This window comes from Aidingimonas halophila (assembly GCF_900106955.1).
Classification (GTDB): domain Bacteria; phylum Pseudomonadota; class Gammaproteobacteria; order Pseudomonadales; family Halomonadaceae; genus Aidingimonas; species Aidingimonas halophila.
Genome location: NZ_FNNI01000003.1, coordinates 153,868 through 172,988, shown reverse-complemented (window position 1 = coordinate 172,988; position 19,121 = coordinate 153,868). Strand labels below are relative to the sequence as shown.

Below are 19,121 nucleotides of genomic sequence, written 5' to 3'. Positions count from 1 at the left end.
TCCCGAATTTCAGCCGAACAGCCAGGGATCGATCAGTCCGCTCGGGTAGGTCAGGGTCAGGAATTCGGCCATGCCCACCAGGAAGGCTGTGACGCCAAACGCCATGACGGCCGCAACCCAAGGCTTGAGACGCGCGATGGCCAGCAGGAAAACGAGGCAGAACAGCGTCGCGGCGGTGATGAAACCCAGTAGCAGCATGGCACCTACCAGGGTAAAGAAGCCCGCCAGCCAGAGACCATGCAGGCCGATGGCTTGATGCTGCCACTGGGGACGGTGCATCAGGCAACGGGCGATCTCCATCAGGCAGGAAACGGCGAGGATCGCGATGGCCAGCCGCGGCATGATACCGCCGATCAAGGTCAGGTCGGCCACATCGATCCATGCAACGATAGCCGTCCCCAATAGTGTGATGAAGAGCACCACATCGATGACGCCCAGGGCAGGAGGTTCGGTACGGACCGTGGATGCGGCACCGACCGAGGAGGCCTGGCGACGCTTGACCCACAGCGAACGCAGCAGGGGAATGAAGAGAGCCGCAAGGATCAGAGCACAGATGATCAATACGCCGGGACGCATGAAGGCTTCCGTGCCCTGGAACTGTACCGCCTGGTAGAAGTACCCCTCCGCTCCCGGCGCCAGCACGAAACCGATCAGGAAGGCAGGGCGCGACCAATTCGCCTGCTTGAACAGAACGCCCAGGATACCCACCGCCCCCAGGGCGAGAAGATCGCCCGTGGAACGCGTGGCCTGGAAAGCGGCGAACATGATCAGCACCGTGATCAGAGGCGCCAGCGTGGCGAAGGGGACTCGGGTCAGGCTGGCGACGGGGCGTGCCAGAACCAGACAGAGGGCGGCCCCCAGGATGTTGGCCAGGGCCAGCGACCAGATGATGGTGTAGGTCAGGTCGAGATGTGTCTCGATCATGCCGACACCCGGCTGCAGCCCGAGCAATAATAGCCCGCCGAGGAATACCGCGGCCGTCCCCGAGCCCGGCACGCCGAACAGCAGGGTGGGGACCATGGCGCCGCAGGCGCAGGCATTGTTGGCGGATTCGGGGGCGATCACGCCGCGAATATCTCCCTTGCCGAATTCCGACTTGTCCTTGGCGCTCTGCACCGCATGGCCATAGGTGAGCCAATCGACCACGGAGCCGGCCAAACCAGGAATCGTGCCGATCAGGCTTCCGATAGCCGCACAGCGCGCGACGATACCGCGTTGTTCACGGACGTCGCGGATGCCTTGCCGCCAGCCCTTGCCGAGTTGGCACGGTTCTTCGGCGATGGCCCCACGCTTGACCAGCAGATCGACGATCTCCGGGAGGGCGAAGATCCCGAGCCCCACCACCACCAACGGCAAGCCATCGTAGAGATAGTCGAGACCGAAGTTCATGCGAAATTCACCGGTGGCCGGCGCCATGCCGATGGCACCCACCAGCAGGCCCAGGCCACAGGCGGCCAGCCCCTTGAAGAGGTCGCGCCCGGAGAGCACGGCCACCATCGACAGGCCGAGCAGGGTCAGCATGAACAGCTCGGAAGAGGAGAATGACAGCACCAACGGACGGGCGATCAGGATAAAGCCGGTCAAGATGACGGCACCGATGAGGCCCCCGATCATCGAGGACAGAAAGGCACTGGACAGCGCGCGTGCCGCCTGGCCACGCTTGGCCAGCGAGAAACCATCGATGACGGTTGCCTGGGATGCGCTGGAGCCGGGAATGCCCAACAGTACCGAGGCAAAGGTATCGCCGGTGGGAATCACGGCGACCAGGCCCATCAGCATGCCGAGAGCCACGGCCGGTTCCATACCGTAGAGAAAGGGCAGCAGCAGCGACATGCCGGCGATGCCACCGAGGCCGGGGATGATGCCGACAACGAGGCCGACCAGCACGCCCAGCACCATGAAGAGCAGATGGGACAGTGTGAAGAGCTGTCCCAGGCTGGAGAGAAGAATATCGAGCATGGCGTATGGCTCTTGTTTTGTGTGACCGGATGGAGCCGGATGTTCCGGGCCCAGTGAGACCGGTATACCCGGCTGCGCGTCAGATCTTGGCGTCGTGCTCCGACTCTAGCCAGTCGGCCAGCCAGTCGCGAGTGGCGTCATCGATGGACATGGCATCATCGAGGTGTCGCTGGACGGTGTCGCCGATCACCGGCGTGTATGGCCCCAGTTGGGTTTCGGCCGCCTCCTTGAACTCTTCGGTGTCCACGAAGTCACGGGCTGCCTGGCGATAGGTGTCGATCAGGGCCTGCGGCGTGTCCTTCGGTACCATGATCAGCTTCTGCAAGGCATAGCCGGAGGCAAAGAACTTGCGGAACGCCTCATATTCATTGCCCGACGGTGCCTCGTCATACCGCGCCTGGTAGACCTCGTTGAAAGTGGGCAAATCCGGGAAAGTCGGATCACGCACAATCTTGCCTTCGTCGTTCAGTACCCCAAGCGAAAAGAGCGGCACTGCCTTGCCGGCCTCCACCAGCGGCTTGACGTTACTCAGGTAAGCGGAGGTGGTCTGGAAATCGATGTCGGCTTCACCACGCTCGAATGCCAGGCGACCCTCGCCTCGGCTGCGCATGCCGAACACGGCCTGTACGTCTGCCCCCAGCATGTCCAGCGCGATCAGGACCGGTAGCTCGACGCCGGTGGGATTCTGCGCCGCCAGTTTGACCGGCTGTTCCAGCAGAGCGTCCAGCGCCGTATCGGCCGACTCGCCGAGGCTGGGTTGGGCATAGACCACCCCACCCGTCGGCGTGGCCAGGATGGGCGTCCAATCGCTGTAGTCATAGCGAACGCGAGGGTCGTCGAGCATGGCCGGATACTGTGTCGAGGCCGAGGTGCCTAACCAGTCGCTTCCATCCGACTTGGCACGCACGGCGAACAGATTGGCACCATTGATGGAGCCGCCACCGGGCACGTTATCGATCATGATGGTCGGCTCGCCCGGCAGAGACTCGCTGAGCCAGGGGGAGAAGAAACGCGCCCAGACATCGGTACCGCCGCCGACGCCAAAGGGAATGGTCCACTTGATGTTACCGGGCACCTCGACGTCTTGAGCCTGGACAGAGGTCGTCAGGCCCAGTCCGGTGATCGCAAGCCCAACCAACGCGGCTCTCTTGAGCAGGCCGAGCGAATGAGAAGAAGTTGCCGTCTTTTGGATATTCATGGCATTTACTCCTGGCGTGTTGTCGTTGTCATGATTGATGACGGTCATCTCAGCGGATGCAAGGATTCAGCTGGCTCTTGATGTCAGCATATCCTGACCGGGAGCCGAAGGAAGCGAGTAGAAAATGGTCCCGCTCATGATCTTTCTGGCGGTGCGGATGAGGGAAACGCGCGCAATGTCGACAGGGTTTCCGTTGCGGTGCTCGACATTCAGGTCGATGACCCCGGAGGGATGTTCCAGCCTTACCTGCGACAGCTGACCATCGGCCTCGAGCTTTCCCGCCTCAACCGCGATGCGGTTGGCAACGGTGCCAGGCACACTGACGGCCGTGGCCACCGCAATGGCGCCAGTGACGGCAATGGCCTTGTGGCAGCGATGAGGCACGAAATAGCGAGTGCATAACGTACTGTCGTCGTCGAACGGTGCCGACACCAGCACCGGCTTGGGCAAGACGCTCTGGCTGACATCCCCGAGCCCCATTCGCAGCCCCGCCTCGCGACGAATCGACTCCAGCCGCTCGAGCATGGCAGGATGAGCGTCCAGTTCAGCGGGAGACTCCCGGCCACTGAGCCCCAGGTCGGCCGCGTTGACCATCATGATGGGAGTGGCAGCGTCGAGGCATGTGACCTGGAGGCCATCCATCGTGTCGATGGCGTTACCGGTCGGCAGTAGCGCGTCCGTCTTGGTGCCGACGATATCCAGGAAACCGAGCTGGATGCCGGCGGCACATCCGGGGACGCCGCTGATCGTCGTATCGCCCTCGTAAGCGACCTGGCCCCCCGGGGTCGGCACATGACACTCGATCAATCGCTGGGTGTTGAGATTGCGCACCCGAACGGTAGTCATCCCCTCCTGGAGCTCTACCAGACCCGTTTCGAGGGCGTACGGACCGACGGCCGATAGCATGTTGCCGCAGTTCGGGTTGAAGTCGACACGCCGATTGAGCACATCGACCTGCGCGAACAGGTAGTCGACATCCGCCTCGGGATGCGATGAACGCTCCACAATGGCGACCTTGCTGGTCAGCGGATCGCCGCCTCCAATGCCATCGACCTGCAGAGCATGCCCCGATCCCATCAGGCTGATCAGGATCTCGGCTTGCGCCGCCTGGTTATCGGGAAGATCCCTCATGCGCAGGAAAGGGCCTCTGGAGGTGCCACCACGCATGATCATGCAGGGAATGCTGTTCATCATCGTCATGCCATATCGCGTCTGAAAGATGTGATATGAGCATGTCAGGGCGCTTTTGATGCCTCAAATGCAAATAGAAGCGGCGATCAATTCGAAAAGCACATTAATGTGCTATGGTCATTAATATACTTCACCCCATGCAAGAAAAACGATATGTTACATCGCCTGGAATTCCTCGATTTACAAGCCTTTATTCTGGTCGCAGAGCTGGGTTCCTTTCACGAAGCTGCACAACGCCTCCATCTCTCTCAGCCGGCGCTGTCCCGCCGCATTCAGAAGCTCGAAGAACTCCTGGAAATCGAGTTGCTGGAACGCACCACCCGGCGAACGCGGCTGACCCCCATCGGCACGGACTTCCTGCCTCGGGCAAGACGCATGATCGAGGAGTACGAATCGTCGATCCTGGGCATTCGAGAACTGGCCACGCATCAGAAGGGCACGGTCACCATTGCCTGCATCCCTACCGCGGCGTTCTATTTCCTGCCTAGTGTGATCCGTGGATTCAGCGAAGCCTGGCCCGGCATCCGCATCCGGATCCTCGACGTGAGTGCCAAGGAAGGGCTGGAGAAGGTGATCAGCGGCGAGGCCGACTTCGGCATCAACATGTTCAGCGCCCAGAGTCCGGAAGTCTCCTTCACCCCACTGCTGAAAGACCCTTTCGTCCTGGCATTGCGTTCGGACCATCCTCTTGTGGATAAGCCGAGGATCGAATGGTCGGATCTTGAACAGGTCAGGTTGATCACGGTGAGCCGGGACAGCGGTAATCGAATCCTGCTGGACAACACCCTCTCGGCGGAAGGCATCCGGTTGAACAGCTTCTACGAAGTCCAGCATCTTTCCACTTCGCTGGGTCTGGTCGAGTCGGGGTTGGGCGTGGCTATCTTGCCTAGAATGACAATGCCTGGCGCAGACCATGACTCTCTCTGCGCACGTGAGCTTCCCAAACCTCATATCCAACGCACCATCGGCCTGGTAAGAAGCAACACGCACAGTATTTCCAGCACCGCCCAGCTGTTCATCGATATGCTTCTCGAGCATTGGGGCAGTTCCACATGTGCCTGAAAGATTTTGGATGTCGCAGTGGTGCTTCATATCTGGACAGCGAATACCGAGGACTCGGATCGGTGGCATGAACAGCATCAAGCCCAGCACCAGCAGCATGGCGAACCCGAAGCCGCAATACTTGCACACTCCTCCGCCAATAGAGTGAGGTTCATCGCAGCGGCAAGCAGGGGTAGCGGCGAGGTAATGGCGGCTCTGTCGACATCGGAGCTATAAGTCCGGGCCTCTTTTACTGATGTTGACATCTGAGCTTCAGGTAAAGGTGTGACAGGATACTGAATAGCCGGGAAATACCTGAGACTCTGGCTCAGGCCTGCATTTCCGGAGCCTGCTCCTCCTCTTTTGCCTGTGCCCGGTCCAGAACTTCCATCACTTTGACGGCAATGCGCTGAGCAAGTCGTGGGGGTACGGCATTTCCTGCTTGAACGTACTGCTCGGTGCGGTTGCCCTCGAAGTAGTAATCATCCGGGAACGTCTGCAGCCGTGCTGCTTCTCGCACAGTCAGGCTTCTGCACTGTCTTGGATCGTAATGGATGAAATAGTGACCATCCTTGGATATGTGGCTCGTTATTGTCTTGGATGGCTGATCCTCAAGGACTACCTTGAACCTGTCGGCAAACTTGCCGGACTTCCAGTTGGCATGCCTGGGAGCAAGGTAGTCGAGATAGATTTCCTTGGTACCAGTCGGCGAGTGCCCCACGACCTTGGCAAAGGTCGCGCAGTACAGATATCTGGCAAGATCTTCCTCCATGTGACTCCTAGCCTCATGGTTGTACCACACCCCCTTCATATTCGGACTCTGAGCGCCGTGGTACCACTTCTCGAGTTCTGATGTCGGGCCAACGTTTCTAGTCACGGCCACGGGCTCGTGGCGTCTGTTCAGCCCTTCATGTGGGGTTCTCGCAATTTCCTGAAGTTCTTCCGCAATACGCTCCCTCAACTCCTGGCTGATGTGCTCGCTATGGTGTTGTAGTAACTCTTCAGCAACTCTTTTGGCAACTTTCCTGATAGTTGCATACCAGCCCTCTTCGGAATCACCGCGACTCAATCCGCTACGCAACGCCGGTAGTTCGGAAAGAACGTGTCCGACAGTTGTCGTTTCCTCGGTCTTCGGCATTTGCAAAAAAGTTGCCATGGTCGGTGCGCTGACACGACTGACAATATCGTTTCGAACTCCGACCAGGATGACGCGATGACGAGCTTGGGGGATTCCATGATCCTCGGCCTTGATCACGAAAGAATTATATTCGTTCTCCTCGAGGGGTTCTGGAGAGCCGAACAGTCTTGTGGTTCTCGGAAAGTAGACTCGGTCATTCTCAAGAGAGAAAAGCGTGTACCTATCTCTGCCGGAAATTGGGCTCCCCGGTCCCTCATGCCCGGTAGCCGTGGTTGGGTCGTGCAGGTCTTCCAGTATCTGACCGAAGATCCTTTCTTTGCCTATCCGTGACGTCAGCATACCCCTGACGTTTTCCATGACAAACACGGCCGGCTGGAACTTGGCGATCACGTCCAGATATTCTCGATATAGAAAATGCCGATTGTCCTCCTCGGGGCGATAATCCTTGTTGCCGCGATTGCGGACTCGACCAACAACCGAGTATGCCTGGCAGGGGGGCCCGCCAATCAGCACCCAGTTGTCGCAGCCTGCCAGCTTTTCCCGGAGGCAGTGCTCGAGGACTCGGTTGCCATCATCACTTCCCAGCTCGAGGCAAAGGGCCTCTTCCTGGGCTTGATCCCACAGGTGCTGAACGTCTGCACGCTCTGAAGGATGTTCGCCTCCCTGCAGGTAGTCATAGTACGCTGACATGCCCATCCCACTGTCAAGCAGGAGTCGGTAAAATGCGCGCAGCGTCAGCGTGCGATGGGCGGGAGGTTCCTTCTCTACGGACACGAGTGTCTTGAATTGCCGACTTCCGTCGGACCTCCGGATCGAGCTGAAACCCTCGCCCAGACCGCCAGGCCCGGCGAAGAGGTCAACCACGTGAATCGGCTTCGTCATCGATGAAAACCTGCAATACGTTCATGGAAATTGGGGGCGATAACTATGCCCGATGTTGTCGATCGTTCGACTCGCTCGCGTATGATGGGGACGATAAAGGGGCGTGACACTCATCCTGAACTCGCTCTGCGCAAGTACCTTCATGCCCGGGGATATCGGTTCAGGCTTCACCGCAAGGATCTGCCGGGATCCCCTGATCTCGTCTTGCCGCGTCATCACCTTGTCATCTTCGTGCATGGCTGCTTCTGGCATCGGCACACTGGCTGCTACTACGCCACGACACCTGGCACTAGAGCGTCATTCTGGGAAGCCAAGTTCGAGGCAAATGTTCGCCGCGACCGGGAGGCATGCGAGAATCTGAAGCAATTGGGATGGCGTGTCCTCGTGGTCTGGGAATGCGGTTTCAAGCACTGCCGTGACCAGTTGCCCGACATTCCGGAACTGATCCATGCTGTCAACCAGTATCAAGAATGGCCATCCTGCCCGCCAAGGCTTCGCCCTGCCTAGCCTAAAATTTTCCAAGACGGAGACCGTAATCCGTCGAAACCGTTTCCGGACGGCGTATGATACCAGGTTATCCTCGTGGAGCTAGAATTACCAGGTTCGGAGATGGTATTAGGAACGGTGCCGACAGTGTGTCTCAGCTGCTTGCCTGTAGTACCTCTTGGCCAGAGAGGTGGATCAGCCATGTGAATCCGCTTCGCCCTCTACTCCGATTCCGTTACTATTGCCCGCACGATACGGTTGCCGCTGCGCTACAACGTCGCTCTCGGCACCCCAAGGCCCTGCGGTAGACAACCTAGTCAATCCCAATTTCTCATACAGCGTCCTCTAACGAGAAGTGGTTGACTGACATGACGGAGTTCCAACTGCCTGAAGGCAAGGTGTACCTATCCCCGATGATCGACTGTTTTGATGGCCTGGTAGTCAGTTGGTCAATCGGTACCAGGCTTGGTGCCTAGATGGCGAACACGATGCTTGGTTAAGCCATCAACACGCTGGGCGCCGACGAGTGGCCTATGGTCCACTCAGATCGAGAAGCACACTACCGTTGGCCAGGATGGCTAACGCATATCAAGGATGCGAAGCTGACTCGATCGATGTCTCGTATAGGCTGCACACCGGATACGCAGCCTGCGAAGGGTTCTTTGGTCGGCTCAAGACGGAACTCTTCTGCCACAGAAATTGGCGAACCACCTCTCTCAAGCAGTTCATGGAGGTCGTGGATACCGACATACGGTGGTATAACGAGATAAGGATTAAAATGTCACTAGGTGCCTTGAGCCCTCTCGAATACCGTGAAAGCCTAGGGAACACAGCATGAAAGAGCCCATGAAAAAGCGCCGCGACCCTCTACGGACTTATAGCTCTGACGCCGATATTGGATATGGGAAGAAATTATCAACGGGACGGAGGCGTTATCTACGGGAGTATATCGATACTGGGAGAAACGCCTTCCCCGCTTGTTCTCTGTAAGGTTCGATTTTGCGTTCTGAGGAGTTGGCTTCTTCGGGGTCCCCAGTTCCTCAAGTTTTTATCCTGCCTGACTCTGCGCGTTCCCTTGTCCCTTGGGCAAGTCTGCGTAGGATCATTACCGTCTCTGTTGCATTGTAGGCCTACGCTGCGACCTGCTTGGTAGTCTGTTCTAAACTTCCTTGGTAGAACATGTCACCCATCTCGGAATTGGGGGTTTAACAGGAGACGAGCCTACTATATGGTACTTGAAAGCAGCACCTTCAATGACGCGAAAGTTAATGACCAAGGAAACCGGGACGAGGTGGAACTTTATGGACATCCTATATACGTCCCGCAGATCGATGCCTGACTGGTGGGAGTTTCTGAATGCAATAGGACAATGGGCGTATGCTAGGGTCGGCCTTTACGTCTGCGTGGTATGCCCTGACGATGTTTTTTCAAGTTTTGCGGTTGCGAGCTCCCTTCTTGAAAAAAGCCATCAGAATGATAAAGACATTCTGGATGAACTGGAAAGTAAGCCAAATGTCCTTTTAAGTGAAGACGGCTTGAATGCCGTCAGGGCTATTTATTTAGGGCTGGAAGAAATCAATGGGGATTACCTCTGCAAATTTCAGCGCACGAGTTTAACTCAATATGTTCCCCCGAGTCGATTGGATGGAATGGTAATCCCCAAAACCAGTAGGGCAGGTGACTGGCTTAAAAAGATAGAAAGAAAAGAACGAGTCTCTCAGCATCAACTGAATGTTGCCTCAACAAGAATTATAGGGAACAGAACGGCCTTAATGGAAGCCGCTAGGTTGGAGGTTTTCTCAGTGGATTTTTGTGGTAGCTTGCTGTCTCGCTCCCTTGGCGATATCCTCAAGGTTGAAGGTACTAAAAACCTTCCCCGCCATACCGAAGCCATAAAGCTCCTCAGCTCCCGAACACAGGGCACGGTTCAGTCCGAGTTTGAAATATGGAGTGGTGATATTCCGCCGCAGGAGCCGTCTCCTCAACAGTCGGTTGTATGCTGCCTGGGCGCGAACGATGTCAATCTTGCTTACAAGGCTGCTACATTCACTGAGCAGTTGACCGGGCGGATGGGGCAGCTTGGCTGGTATCCACTGATCATCGATGGGGAGTGTCCGGATGAGGAGTTCTCGGAGCTCCTTGAGCGTAAGCCTGCGGATGTTGAAATATCAGCGTTGGCGTTTCAGGGGCGATAATAATGCTGATGCCGTTTGAGGTATGGAAAGATGATAGTCCCACGCGCCTGACTATCGTAAAAGTAAATCACCCGGTCTATTTGCGGCTTGAGCGGTGCTATTTTGGGCTTAAGCGAATAATGGGGCAGGAGCCGGATGAGGTTGTTGAGGAGTTCATTCAGACGATTCGAGAGGTCCTTACCATTGGCTACACCCAGCCACTGAGGGACTGGACTTCCACAATGGGAGTCGATCTGCCCCGTCTGTACCAGTCAATTGAAGATATTTCCCAGGGGTATCCGGATGCAGCTGGGTCCCTGTCGGAGCTTCGGCTGCTTATTGAAGAGCTTGAGAGGAGCCCGGTAACTCTGGTTCAGGCTGCGCTGGAAAAGTTTTTCCTCGATGGTTATTTGGACAGGGCGGGGTTGAAAGTTGAGCAAGCTCCTTTCTCGTTTGGTGTCAGGTTTTCCAAGGCTACTCCACAGATTGAATCCTCTCTCACGGAAACGGAACTTACGACGTACTGTAAAAGCTGCAGCTGGAAGAGCCTTATCCGGGAGGGAAGCTCCGTTCCCCTGATTCTGGGTGGACCTTTGAAGTGGCACCAGCCCATCCTTCGGGTGCCACCCGCCAAAAGGCTGGTAATCATCCAGCCCGGTTGGCATGCGGCTAGTCTCTCTCAGGTTGATCTATTCCAGACTCCGACTGGTAGGTCGATAGGAATGGGGGCGGAAGCTGTCAGGGTTGACGAGGAGGCCGTTTCATTAACGGTTTGGGAGGCACCTAGTTCCGGCTGGTCTCAGCAACCTAGGGAGGAGGAAAACAGTGATGAAACACTCGAACCTCCAAATCATCGGTCTCAGACAGAATCGGGTACTAGCGTTTCGTCCACTCACAAAATAAAGGTCCTTTTCAAGGCCGGATGGCGTGCACTGGACACTGGGCTCCAACGCGTGATCATTGATCAGAATAAGAACGTCAGAATAGAAAGGATTCAATCGGCTGAGGAACTTTCAGTTGGCAGTTCATTAGCTTTATGGGAAGACGGAGCCGAAAACGATATTGATCTGGATGAGGGAGCGCCGGAAGGCTGGCAGAAGGAAATGGAGAACTGGAAAAAACCGCTGAGAAAGCTCCAGTCCCAGCCATATATTCTTGAGAGGAGATTAAGGGAGCTGGGTGCTGGCAGCAGCGCGAATGAGACTAATATAAAGAACTGGATGGAACCCAGTGATATAAGGGTTAACGCACCCAGGGATCTTGAGAATGATTTCAGAGCCGTCCTTCGCTATGCGCAGATTCCTGAAGGGTGCCACAGGTACTACATGGATCTGGTCAGCAGGGTGCGCACTGCCCACCGTGAGTCCGGGAGGGATGCGGTGGCCAGCAGGTTTGAAACAGCTGTTTCAGATCTGGAATCAGAGCTGAAGTCCGGAGCTTTTACGGATGGTGCTGTTTTCGAGACTCATGGGTTTACCTTTCAGATCCATGAGATTCATGCAGTGGGCATGGATTTCAGTTAAAGGGCTTTTCAATGGCGCGTATGATTCCTTCGAAGTGTGATGAGGCTGTGAAAAGTCCTGGGGAAAGGGAACTTTTCCAGAGGTTGAGAGACGATCCTCTGACCAGAAACTGGGTTGTGCTGCATCAGCTTGAAGTAGCAAATCATCGAAGTTCGATTTCTGGAGAGTTGGATTTTCTGATCATTGTTCCAGAAATGGGTGTTCTGGCGCTTGAGGTAAAGGCGCACAGGCAGGTAAAACGGGATGAAGAGGGAAGATGGTATCTCGGGGCAGATAGTACTGGTAATGATACCAGCCCATTCACCCAAGTCTCCGAATCGATGCACTCTCTCAGAGAATACGTGCAGAACCGGTCAACAAAGTTCAACTCGATCCCTTTCTTTTCTGCGGTAATTTTCACGCACTGCAACTTTGAGCAGCAGTCTCCGGAGTGGCGCCCTTGGCAGTCGATAAGTTCCCGGCGTTACAGAGCTCGTGGCATTGGTCGGGTCATCAACGAGGTGCTTGAAAAAGAGCGGGAACATTACAGGACCCTGGATTCATGTCGATGGTTTAACGGCCAGAATGTACCCGGTAAAAAACAGGTTGAAGAGCTGCTGATGGTGCTCAGGCCTCCGGTGGAGATCAGTCAGACCCCTGAGGAACAGCTCTTATTATATGAGAATGAGGTCATCCGCTACACGGAAGAGCAGTTCCGTGCTCTCGAACTGGCTGAATTCAATTCGAGAGTTCTATATACAGGACCCGCAGGAACAGGGAAGACGGTGCTTGCGATTGAGGCAGCCCGGAGGAGTTCCGATTCTAAAAGGAAGGTTTTGTGGCTTTGCTTCAACAGGCCTCTGGCCGACCAGGTTAGGAATATCCTGAAACCCCTTTCAGATCGTGTTGATGTCACAAACTTCCACTCATTTCTTATGAAACTCGCTCCCGGGGTCAAGGTTGAAGACAGTCAGGAGTTCTGGGATGAGTCTTTGCCACTTCTCGCGACAGACAGTTTGCTTGAAGGAGCTCTCGAAGGTGCGGAGTACGATCAGGTCATTATGGATGAGGCGCAGGATATTGTATCTCACGATGTATGGCTTGATTTGCTTGACCTCGCGGTAATCGGCGGCCTCAGCGCCGGACGGCTGCAGCTTTTCGGTGATTTCAGGGGGCAGGCCATTTTTGCAGATGAACCGGAAAGCTCGTTCCTGGAGAGAGTCAGAGATCGTATTCCTGATATTGCTGTATACCCGCTCTCCGTCAACTGCCGTAACCCTCATGAGGTTGTCGAACAGAGTCAGATGCTGGGGCAGTTTGGAGAGCTTTACAGCCTGATCATGCGTGAAAGAGAAGAAGAATTGCAGCCGCGCTTCTTTTATTACCGGGATCGCGATGAACAGGCGGAAAAGTTGGTACGGGAACTCCAAGTCCTGCTCGATGCCGGCTACCCTCCGGAATCGATCACGGTTCTGTCTTCGAGAGCCCGCTCCTCTTCTTCCGAACTTGCCCGTGAGAAAGGCTTCGCAGCGCTTAGACCGGAAAAGGAAAGAGGGACGGGGGATGTGGGCTATACGACGATCCACAGCTTCAAGGGGCTGGAGAATTCAGTTGTGATGGTTACGGATATCGAAGACATCGAGAGTCTTGAGTCGAGGAAGCTCCTCTACACGGCGACGACCAGGGCCAAAGTGAATCTTTATCTTTTCCTCGATCGCAAGGCAATGCCGCAGGTTCAGAGATTGTTAGCAGGTGATGGTTATGGCTGAGAATAACGCAGGGACGATGGCGCAAACGGCCTTGTCAGGAGATCAGTCGAGAGATGAGGTTGTCCTGGACAGACTGAAGCGGGAAATGTTGGGGCCTGATCCGGCGGGCGAACCGCTTTCAGTCAAGCCGTTCGTGGTAATGCAGCCGGAAGAACTGCACAGAAACTGGGTAGTTGCTGAGACTGGAGAAGAAATTCTTAGGGAGACCCCTTTACTTCGTTATGGCACGGGTATTCTCTACCCAAAAGATGCCGTGGAAGGAGAAGTGGAGGTCGGCTCGGAAACCTATGGGAGCGAACCAGATAGTGATATAGAAACATCGGAAGAGCCGTCGGAGGGTTTTGAGAATCCGGATGATGACCAGGAGGAACCTGGCGAGGATCAAGGCTATGATCTTGACCTCTCACTCTCCAATGCCCGCCTTCCAAGAAGTATGGCACTCAGCTTCCTGGGTGATACGGCAACAGCACGAACATTTGACGTTACTGTCTCGGGGGGCTTTTACCATCCCTTCGATGTCGGCGTGAAAGACAGTGAAAAGAAGTGGTGGTACAGACAGGAGTTTTCCAGAAAGCTTGAAGTACCTGAGTCGTGGCGTCATAGTAACGGGCTGAGAATCGATTGTATCGACCGGAATGATCCGCTGTATGGGCGTGGCATCAGGCTCGCCCTGTATGTTTACTCGCGCCCTCACCATGATCCCAGACAACGGCTGGTCACAGTCGCTCTTGTCAATGAGAGCGAACCGGGCACTTATCAGGCCCGGAATGAATGTGCCCTTTTTCAGTCTCATTTCGAAGTTGAACTCTCAGGTGAAGACGGTGAGGAAAGTATTCTTCCTTATCCCGAGATCCTGGGGAAGTCTGATGATCCCGAGGTTGTAAGCAACCAGCTTCTGTATCGTAAAGATCCGGTTTTTGCTGTCGGACATGGTTGTTCGGTGGACTGGAATGCCGTTACGGGAGAGGGTGCTCAGCGGGTGGACTGTGTATCTTCAGCAGTCATTCCTGAATACGAGGTTCCGAGTATCACCCCTGATGTAACGCTTCCTTCTGGCGAAAGTCTTCAGGTGTCCATGGAGGCCTGTGCCCAGATATCGGATGAGCCGGAAGGAGATGGTTATTGGCAGCTGCGCCAGGTTGTAGACCATTATGGCGAATGGATTGATGAGCAGCAGAATAAGGTGGATTCCGGACGGATTCCTGATGATCTTCAGGAGCAGGGAATCCAGAACCTGAATGATTGTCATGAGGCAATGAAGCGAATGCAGGATGGGTTTCGATTTCTTGCCTCTGACGATGCAGCACTGAAGGCGTTTTCCCTTATGAATCGGGCCATGCTCTTGCAACAACAGCATGCGCCCGAGGGAATCAGGAAATTCACTCGGGATGACCTTGGTTGTATTTCATTTGATGCCCCCTTCAAACCGTCTGCAACTCATGGACGGTGGAGGGCCTTCCAGATTGGCTTTATCCTGATGAGTCTGAAGTCTGCGGTTAACCACGATGATCCAATGCATGATGCGGTTGAACTCATCTGGTTCCCAACAGGCGGAGGGAAAACGGAGGCCTATCTCGGCCTGGCAGCGTTTCTGATGCTCTATGAACGATTCTGTTTCGGAGATGAGGCTGCGGGAGTGCAGGTTCTGATGCGCTACACTCTCCGACTCCTGACTGCACAGCAGCTTCAGAGAGGCGCTACGTTGATGTGTGCCCTGGAATCTCTAAGGAAAGAACATAACATCCCGGGAGGGGCTTTCGGAATCGGACTCTGGGTTGGTGGCTCCACCACTCCGAACCGGGGAAATGAGGCAGCTCAAGCGCTTAAGAAACTGAGAAAAGATTCTTCTGCGCCCAATCCTTTTCTCTTTGATCGCTGTCCATGGTGTTCCGCTCAGATGGGACCTCAGGAAAAGTCCGGCGGCAAGGGGAACGAAGTCTTTGGCTACCATGAGACGTCGGATCCATCCACAGTAGAGTTCAGGTGCAGTGATCCCCAGTGCGATTTTTCGGATCACCTCCCTATCTACATCGTGGATACTGACATCTATCGGCACAGGCCGTCGCTCGTCGTTGGTACGGTCGATAAGTTCGCCATGCTGGCGTGGAAACCTGAGATCCGGAACCTCTTTGGTATTGGAGAAAGCGGGAAGCGTGAAACCAACCCGCCGGGACTGATCATTCAGGATGAGCTTCACCTTATTACCGGGCCGCTGGGATCCATGGTTGGTCTTTATGAACCGTTGATTGAGGAGCTTTGTACAGATCACCGCAGTGGCAGAAATAAACTGCCGAAAATTGTTTGTGCCACGGCCACGACGAGACGATACGAGGCTCAGGTGCGTGGACTTTATGGTCGCAGCGAGACCCGGCTTTTCCCGCCCCCTGCCCTTGATGCAGAGGATTCGTTTTTCGCGAGGTACCACCGACAGGAAAATGGTGCGTTGTCTCCCGGTCGAAAATACGTCGGCATTCACAGTCCGGGTCTCGGGTCCCAGCTGAGTGTTCAGAGGAACGCGTTCGCAGCCCTTGTTGATGCATCAAATCATCTGAGGCCTTTTGACCATAGGGATGCTTACCGGTCCTTGCTTGTATTTTATAACTCGATCCGGGAGCTTGGCGGCGCAAAAACAATTGTGCAGAGCGACATCCCGGAGCGATTGACGTCCATAAGCCGAAGGGCGTCACCGCTGCATTTCAGTCGATACATCAACAGGGATGAAGAGCTGACAAGCCGGCTCACCGCTGAACAGGTGCCAATGGCGATCCACAAACTGCAGCAGAAGCTAGAAGACATATCGCCCGAAACCATTCAATCAGCTTTGCAGAATGTGGTTAGTGGCCTCGGTGACAGGACGGTCCGGGGAAACGCCGAATGGCTATTGGAAGCGCTAAAGAGCGGTGATATTCCCGTCGAGAGTTACCGAATTCTTCATGACGTTCAGCAAGACGTCAGAGGCCGGACAGGGAACGTGCCTGCCGAATTGCAGTCGGTCATGGACATACTCAAAGGAAAGGGCGTTGTCGATATATGTCTCGCATCAAATATTATCGAGGTGGGCATTGATATCGACCGGCTGAGTCTGATGGCGATAGTCGGGCAACCGAAAACAACAGCACAGTATATTCAGGTGTCTGGCAGAGTTGGGCGAAAGTGGTCGGAAAGGCCGGGGCTCGTCGTCACGCTGTACTCAGCGACGCGGCCTCGCGATCGGTCCCATTATGAGAGGTTCCGGGCCTATCACCAGCGCCTCTATTCTCAGGTTGAGCCTGCCAGCGTTACGCCCTGGTCATTGCCTGCTATTGAAAGGGCGCTTCGTGCAGTCTGTGTCGGTTATATCAGGCAGACAACACCCTCCGGGACCCGGCCAGGGGAGGGTGTGGCTATGGAGCGCCTCGATGAGTTCATCGAACTTCTTCTGGATAAGCGAGGGAGTTTTATGTCTGAGTCTGAAAGAAGCAATGTTTCGAGATTTCTCAGACAAAGCAGGGATCTGTGGGAAAAACGTCAACCAAATTTTGCGAACTGGGGAAATCTGAACCGTTTTGAAGATGGTGATGCGATTTTTCCGCTCGGATCTCCTGATTCGGGACAGCTGCGAAAATACGCGTGGCCTGCGCCAACCAGTATGCGGACTGTGGACGGTGAGGTAAGGCTGGGCATTGCTTGGTCCGACCCGTATGCAGAGGAAGGAGATGAGGGATGACCGCTATTAGAAAGGGACAACTCATAACCACATTTGGTCCCGGCGCTCTTTACGTGGATGAGCGCGGCGTTTCCATGCTGATCTCCGGTATTGACCACTGGTTTGCAAGTGGCAGCAGGCAGATTGATGAGTGCAGGCTGGAAGATGACAGGCTGGCGAATCGACTTGGGGTAGATCATTTCAGGTTACCTCCGGATCATGTTGAGACCGAGGATGCTCGTTGGAAGCCGCTGCCAACGTTTCGGTTCCCTGCCTGGCATGTCTGCGGGAGCTGTAACCGCCTGCAGAAGATCACACCTCTGGCTAGGAGGACGCCAGCCTGTGAGCAAGATGGATGCAGGGGCCGTCTGCACCAGGTGCGTTTTGTTGCCGCCTGCAGCAATGGACATATTCATGATTTCCCATGGCGGGAGTGGGTCCACAAGCAGGTAGACGTTACCTGCCGACAACCGATGAGGTTGACAGGGAGTGGGGGTTCACTCGCCAGTCTCTGGGTCAGTTGCGAATGCGGTCCCAATGTAAAAAGAAGCCTTGCGGGAATTACACGCTTTGAAGACACCCGGGAAGGTCCTAAGAGTGAACTCACATCCAGTCTCGCGCCCGACCAATTGTTTGCCTGTGATGGGGCGATGCCCTGGCTTGGTAGTGCTTTCAAGGAGGAAGGCGGTTGTGGCCGGCCTTTGGTGGGTATTCTCAGACAGGCCACTAACTTGCATTTTCCGCGCCTCGTTAGCTCGTTGAAGATTCCGGTCGAGGCCGCCGAGGGTCTCGCTGAAGTGGTCGATATACTTGAAACGTCTGTAGGTAGGAAAGCCCGGCCATGGCTCAAGGCCCTGCTCGAAGATGAAGACGATCATGATGAGTTACTCGGGGAATTGCGTAATAGAGGCGGTCCCCGAATTCTGGATTTTGACTCGCAAACCCTTCTAAAAGCTGCCGAGTGTGTTCTTGGAGATGGGAGTGGTTTGAAACATGAAAATGTTCCCGGCGACAGTGAAGAGACCACTCATCGGCGACAGGAAAGAAACATTCTGATATCGGATGTTGATCGGACGCCAATCCGCTCCTGGTCACTGGACATGGAACGATTTGGAGAGAATAACTTTAATCGTTTCTTCTCAACGGTTAGTCGGGTTGAGCGATTGACAGAAACGCGGGCATTGCAGGGCTTCGACCGACTTGAGTCGGGGCGAAGATCTTCTGGTAATGGATACTATTCCACCATCTGCAGGAGTATTCCTGAAAAACCGAAGAATCGTTGGCTTCCCGCTTTAAGGGTTTACGGAGAGGGCATCTACGTTGAACTTGACGAAAGCAGGCTTTCTGAGTGGGAGTCGCGAAATGAAGTCTGGCTGAGTAAAAGGATATCAGGACTCAGGGATCGGGCTCATGACAATCCAATGATCAATTTTGACGTCGAGATTATTTCTCCTCGTTACATACTGGTGCATACCCTGTCACATATTCTGATCAACAGTCTGATATTTGAATGCGGTTACAGTACTGCATCCCTGCGCGAACGGCTTTATGTCTCTGCGGAGCCAGAAGCGCCCATGACCGGCGTGCTGATCTATACCGCTGCCGGCGATACCGAGGGATCTCTCGGAGGGCTGATGTCGATGTCGGACCCTGATCTGCTCATTCCGATTACCCTTCAAGCGCTTTCAGAGGCAGCCTGGTGCTCATCAGATCCTGTATGTACTGAGGCGGCCCGAATGGGCGGGCAGGGGCCCAATTCATTGAATCTGGCAGCGTGCCATGGCTGCGCATTGTTGCCGGAGACCTCGTGCGAACATATGAACATGCTCCTCGACAGGCGACTATTGGTTTCTGAAACGCAGGATGGCAGTGGTTTCTTTGACGGCCTGTTGAGGAATGAAGCTTAGAAATTCCTCCATGAAAAGAGCGCCTTTGGGGAGGTTTTGATGACTAATGGCAGTAGCGAGCAGCCTGACGCTGTGTGTTCGTTGGATCAAGTAGATCAGGGTGATCCGACCCGCTGATTCTGGACACCGCGTTAAGCGAGACATGATACCCGTCTCAGGCGTTAGCTGAACCGTACCGGCTTTCTCGGA

General features: G+C 55.1%; 11 protein-coding genes and 1 pseudogene. 8 read left to right on the top strand and 4 right to left on the bottom strand.

The genetic code is table 11. The features are described from left to right. Positions 1 to 9 precede the first annotated feature (9 nt). From BLW01_RS06745 to BLW01_RS06735, 3 genes are all read right to left on the bottom strand, one after another. Positions 10 to 1,959 (bottom strand): tripartite tricarboxylate transporter permease, encoded by a 1,950-nt coding sequence (locus BLW01_RS06745; protein WP_092568739.1) that lies wholly within the window; start codon positions 1,957 to 1,959, stop codon positions 10 to 12. A gap of 79 nt (positions 1,960 to 2,038) precedes the next feature. After that, a complete protein-coding gene (locus BLW01_RS06740; protein WP_092568738.1) occupies positions 2,039 to 3,157 on the bottom strand; it encodes a Bug family tripartite tricarboxylate transporter substrate binding protein in 1,119 nt (372 codons plus the stop codon). A gap of 66 nt (positions 3,158 to 3,223) precedes the next feature. After that, a complete protein-coding gene (locus tag BLW01_RS06735; protein WP_217635496.1) occupies positions 3,224 to 4,357 on the bottom strand; it encodes a 4-oxalomesaconate tautomerase in 1,134 nt (377 codons plus the stop codon). A gap of 144 nt (positions 4,358 to 4,501) precedes the next feature. On the opposite strand from BLW01_RS06735, the gene BLW01_RS06730 reads away from it, so the two are divergent. Further along, a complete protein-coding gene (locus BLW01_RS06730; RefSeq protein ID WP_092568737.1) occupies positions 4,502 to 5,410 on the top strand; it encodes a LysR family transcriptional regulator in 909 nt (302 codons plus the stop codon). Between the two features lie 307 nt (positions 5,411 to 5,717). On the opposite strand, the gene BLW01_RS06725 is transcribed toward BLW01_RS06730, so the two are convergent. Next, a complete protein-coding gene (locus BLW01_RS06725; protein ID WP_092568736.1) occupies positions 5,718 to 7,409 on the bottom strand; it encodes a DNA cytosine methyltransferase in 1,692 nt (563 codons plus the stop codon). 45 nt (positions 7,410 to 7,454) lie between these two features. On the opposite strand from BLW01_RS06725, the gene BLW01_RS06720 reads away from it, so the two are divergent. The 7 genes and pseudogenes from BLW01_RS06720 to drmB all read left to right on the top strand — a co-directional run bounded on the left by BLW01_RS06720 (position 7,455) and on the right by drmB (position 18,932). Next, a complete protein-coding gene (locus BLW01_RS06720) occupies positions 7,455 to 7,916 on the top strand; it encodes a very short patch repair endonuclease (protein WP_092568735.1) in 462 nt (153 codons plus the stop codon). A gap of 277 nt (positions 7,917 to 8,193) precedes the next feature. Beyond that, positions 8,194 to 8,733 (top strand): annotated as a pseudogene (locus BLW01_RS18675) (IS3 family transposase); the annotation flags it as partial. A gap of 430 nt (positions 8,734 to 9,163) precedes the next feature. Continuing rightward, positions 9,164 to 10,090, top strand: a complete 927-nt coding sequence (locus BLW01_RS06710) for a hypothetical protein (RefSeq protein ID WP_092568734.1) — start codon at positions 9,164 to 9,166, stop codon at positions 10,088 to 10,090. Between the two features lie 2 nt (positions 10,091 to 10,092). Beyond that, positions 10,093 to 11,592 carry a hypothetical protein gene (locus BLW01_RS06705; protein WP_092568733.1) on the top strand — a complete coding sequence of 500 codons (1,500 nt, stop codon included), beginning with the start codon at positions 10,093 to 10,095 and terminating at the stop codon, positions 11,590 to 11,592. Between the two features lie 11 nt (positions 11,593 to 11,603). Then, positions 11,604 to 13,340 carry a nuclease-related domain-containing DEAD/DEAH box helicase gene (locus tag BLW01_RS06700; protein ID WP_092568732.1) on the top strand — a complete coding sequence of 579 codons (1,737 nt, stop codon included), beginning with the start codon at positions 11,604 to 11,606 and terminating at the stop codon, positions 13,338 to 13,340. Next, positions 13,333 to 17,046 carry a helicase-related protein gene (locus tag BLW01_RS06695; protein ID WP_217635494.1) on the top strand — a complete coding sequence of 1,238 codons (3,714 nt, stop codon included), beginning with the start codon at positions 13,333 to 13,335 and terminating at the stop codon, positions 17,044 to 17,046. The genes BLW01_RS06700 and BLW01_RS06695 overlap by 8 nt, the downstream gene beginning before the upstream one ends. Continuing rightward, on the top strand, positions 17,043 to 18,932 hold the full coding sequence (gene drmB / locus BLW01_RS18355) for a DUF1998 domain-containing protein (protein ID WP_139243920.1): 1,890 nt from the start codon (positions 17,043 to 17,045) through the stop codon (positions 18,930 to 18,932). Before BLW01_RS06695 ends, drmB begins: the two co-directional genes overlap by 4 nt. Positions 18,933 to 19,121: the final 189 nt, after the last annotated feature.

Coding starts and splice junctions, on each gene's coding strand:
- BLW01_RS06730 (WP_092568737.1), top strand. CDS start 4,502: ATGTTACATCGCCTGGAATTCCTCGATTTACAAGCCTTTATTCTGGTC.
- drmB (WP_139243920.1), top strand. CDS start 17,043: ATGACCGCTATTAGAAAGGGACAACTCATAACCACATTTGGTCCCGGC.
- BLW01_RS06735 (WP_217635496.1), bottom strand. CDS start 4,357: ATGACGATGATGAACAGCATTCCCTGCATGATCATGCGTGGTGGCACC.
- BLW01_RS06695 (WP_217635494.1), top strand. CDS start 13,333: ATGGCTGAGAATAACGCAGGGACGATGGCGCAAACGGCCTTGTCAGGA.
- BLW01_RS06720 (WP_092568735.1), top strand. CDS start 7,455: ATGCCCGATGTTGTCGATCGTTCGACTCGCTCGCGTATGATGGGGACG.
- BLW01_RS06745 (WP_092568739.1), bottom strand. CDS start 1,959: ATGCTCGATATTCTTCTCTCCAGCCTGGGACAGCTCTTCACACTGTCC.
- BLW01_RS06740 (WP_092568738.1), bottom strand. CDS start 3,157: ATGAATATCCAAAAGACGGCAACTTCTTCTCATTCGCTCGGCCTGCTC.
- BLW01_RS06700 (WP_092568732.1), top strand. CDS start 11,604: ATGGCGCGTATGATTCCTTCGAAGTGTGATGAGGCTGTGAAAAGTCCT.
- BLW01_RS06705 (WP_092568733.1), top strand. CDS start 10,093: ATGCTGATGCCGTTTGAGGTATGGAAAGATGATAGTCCCACGCGCCTG.
- BLW01_RS06725 (WP_092568736.1), bottom strand. CDS start 7,409: ATGACGAAGCCGATTCACGTGGTTGACCTCTTCGCCGGGCCTGGCGGT.
- BLW01_RS06710 (WP_092568734.1), top strand. CDS start 9,164: ATGACCAAGGAAACCGGGACGAGGTGGAACTTTATGGACATCCTATAT.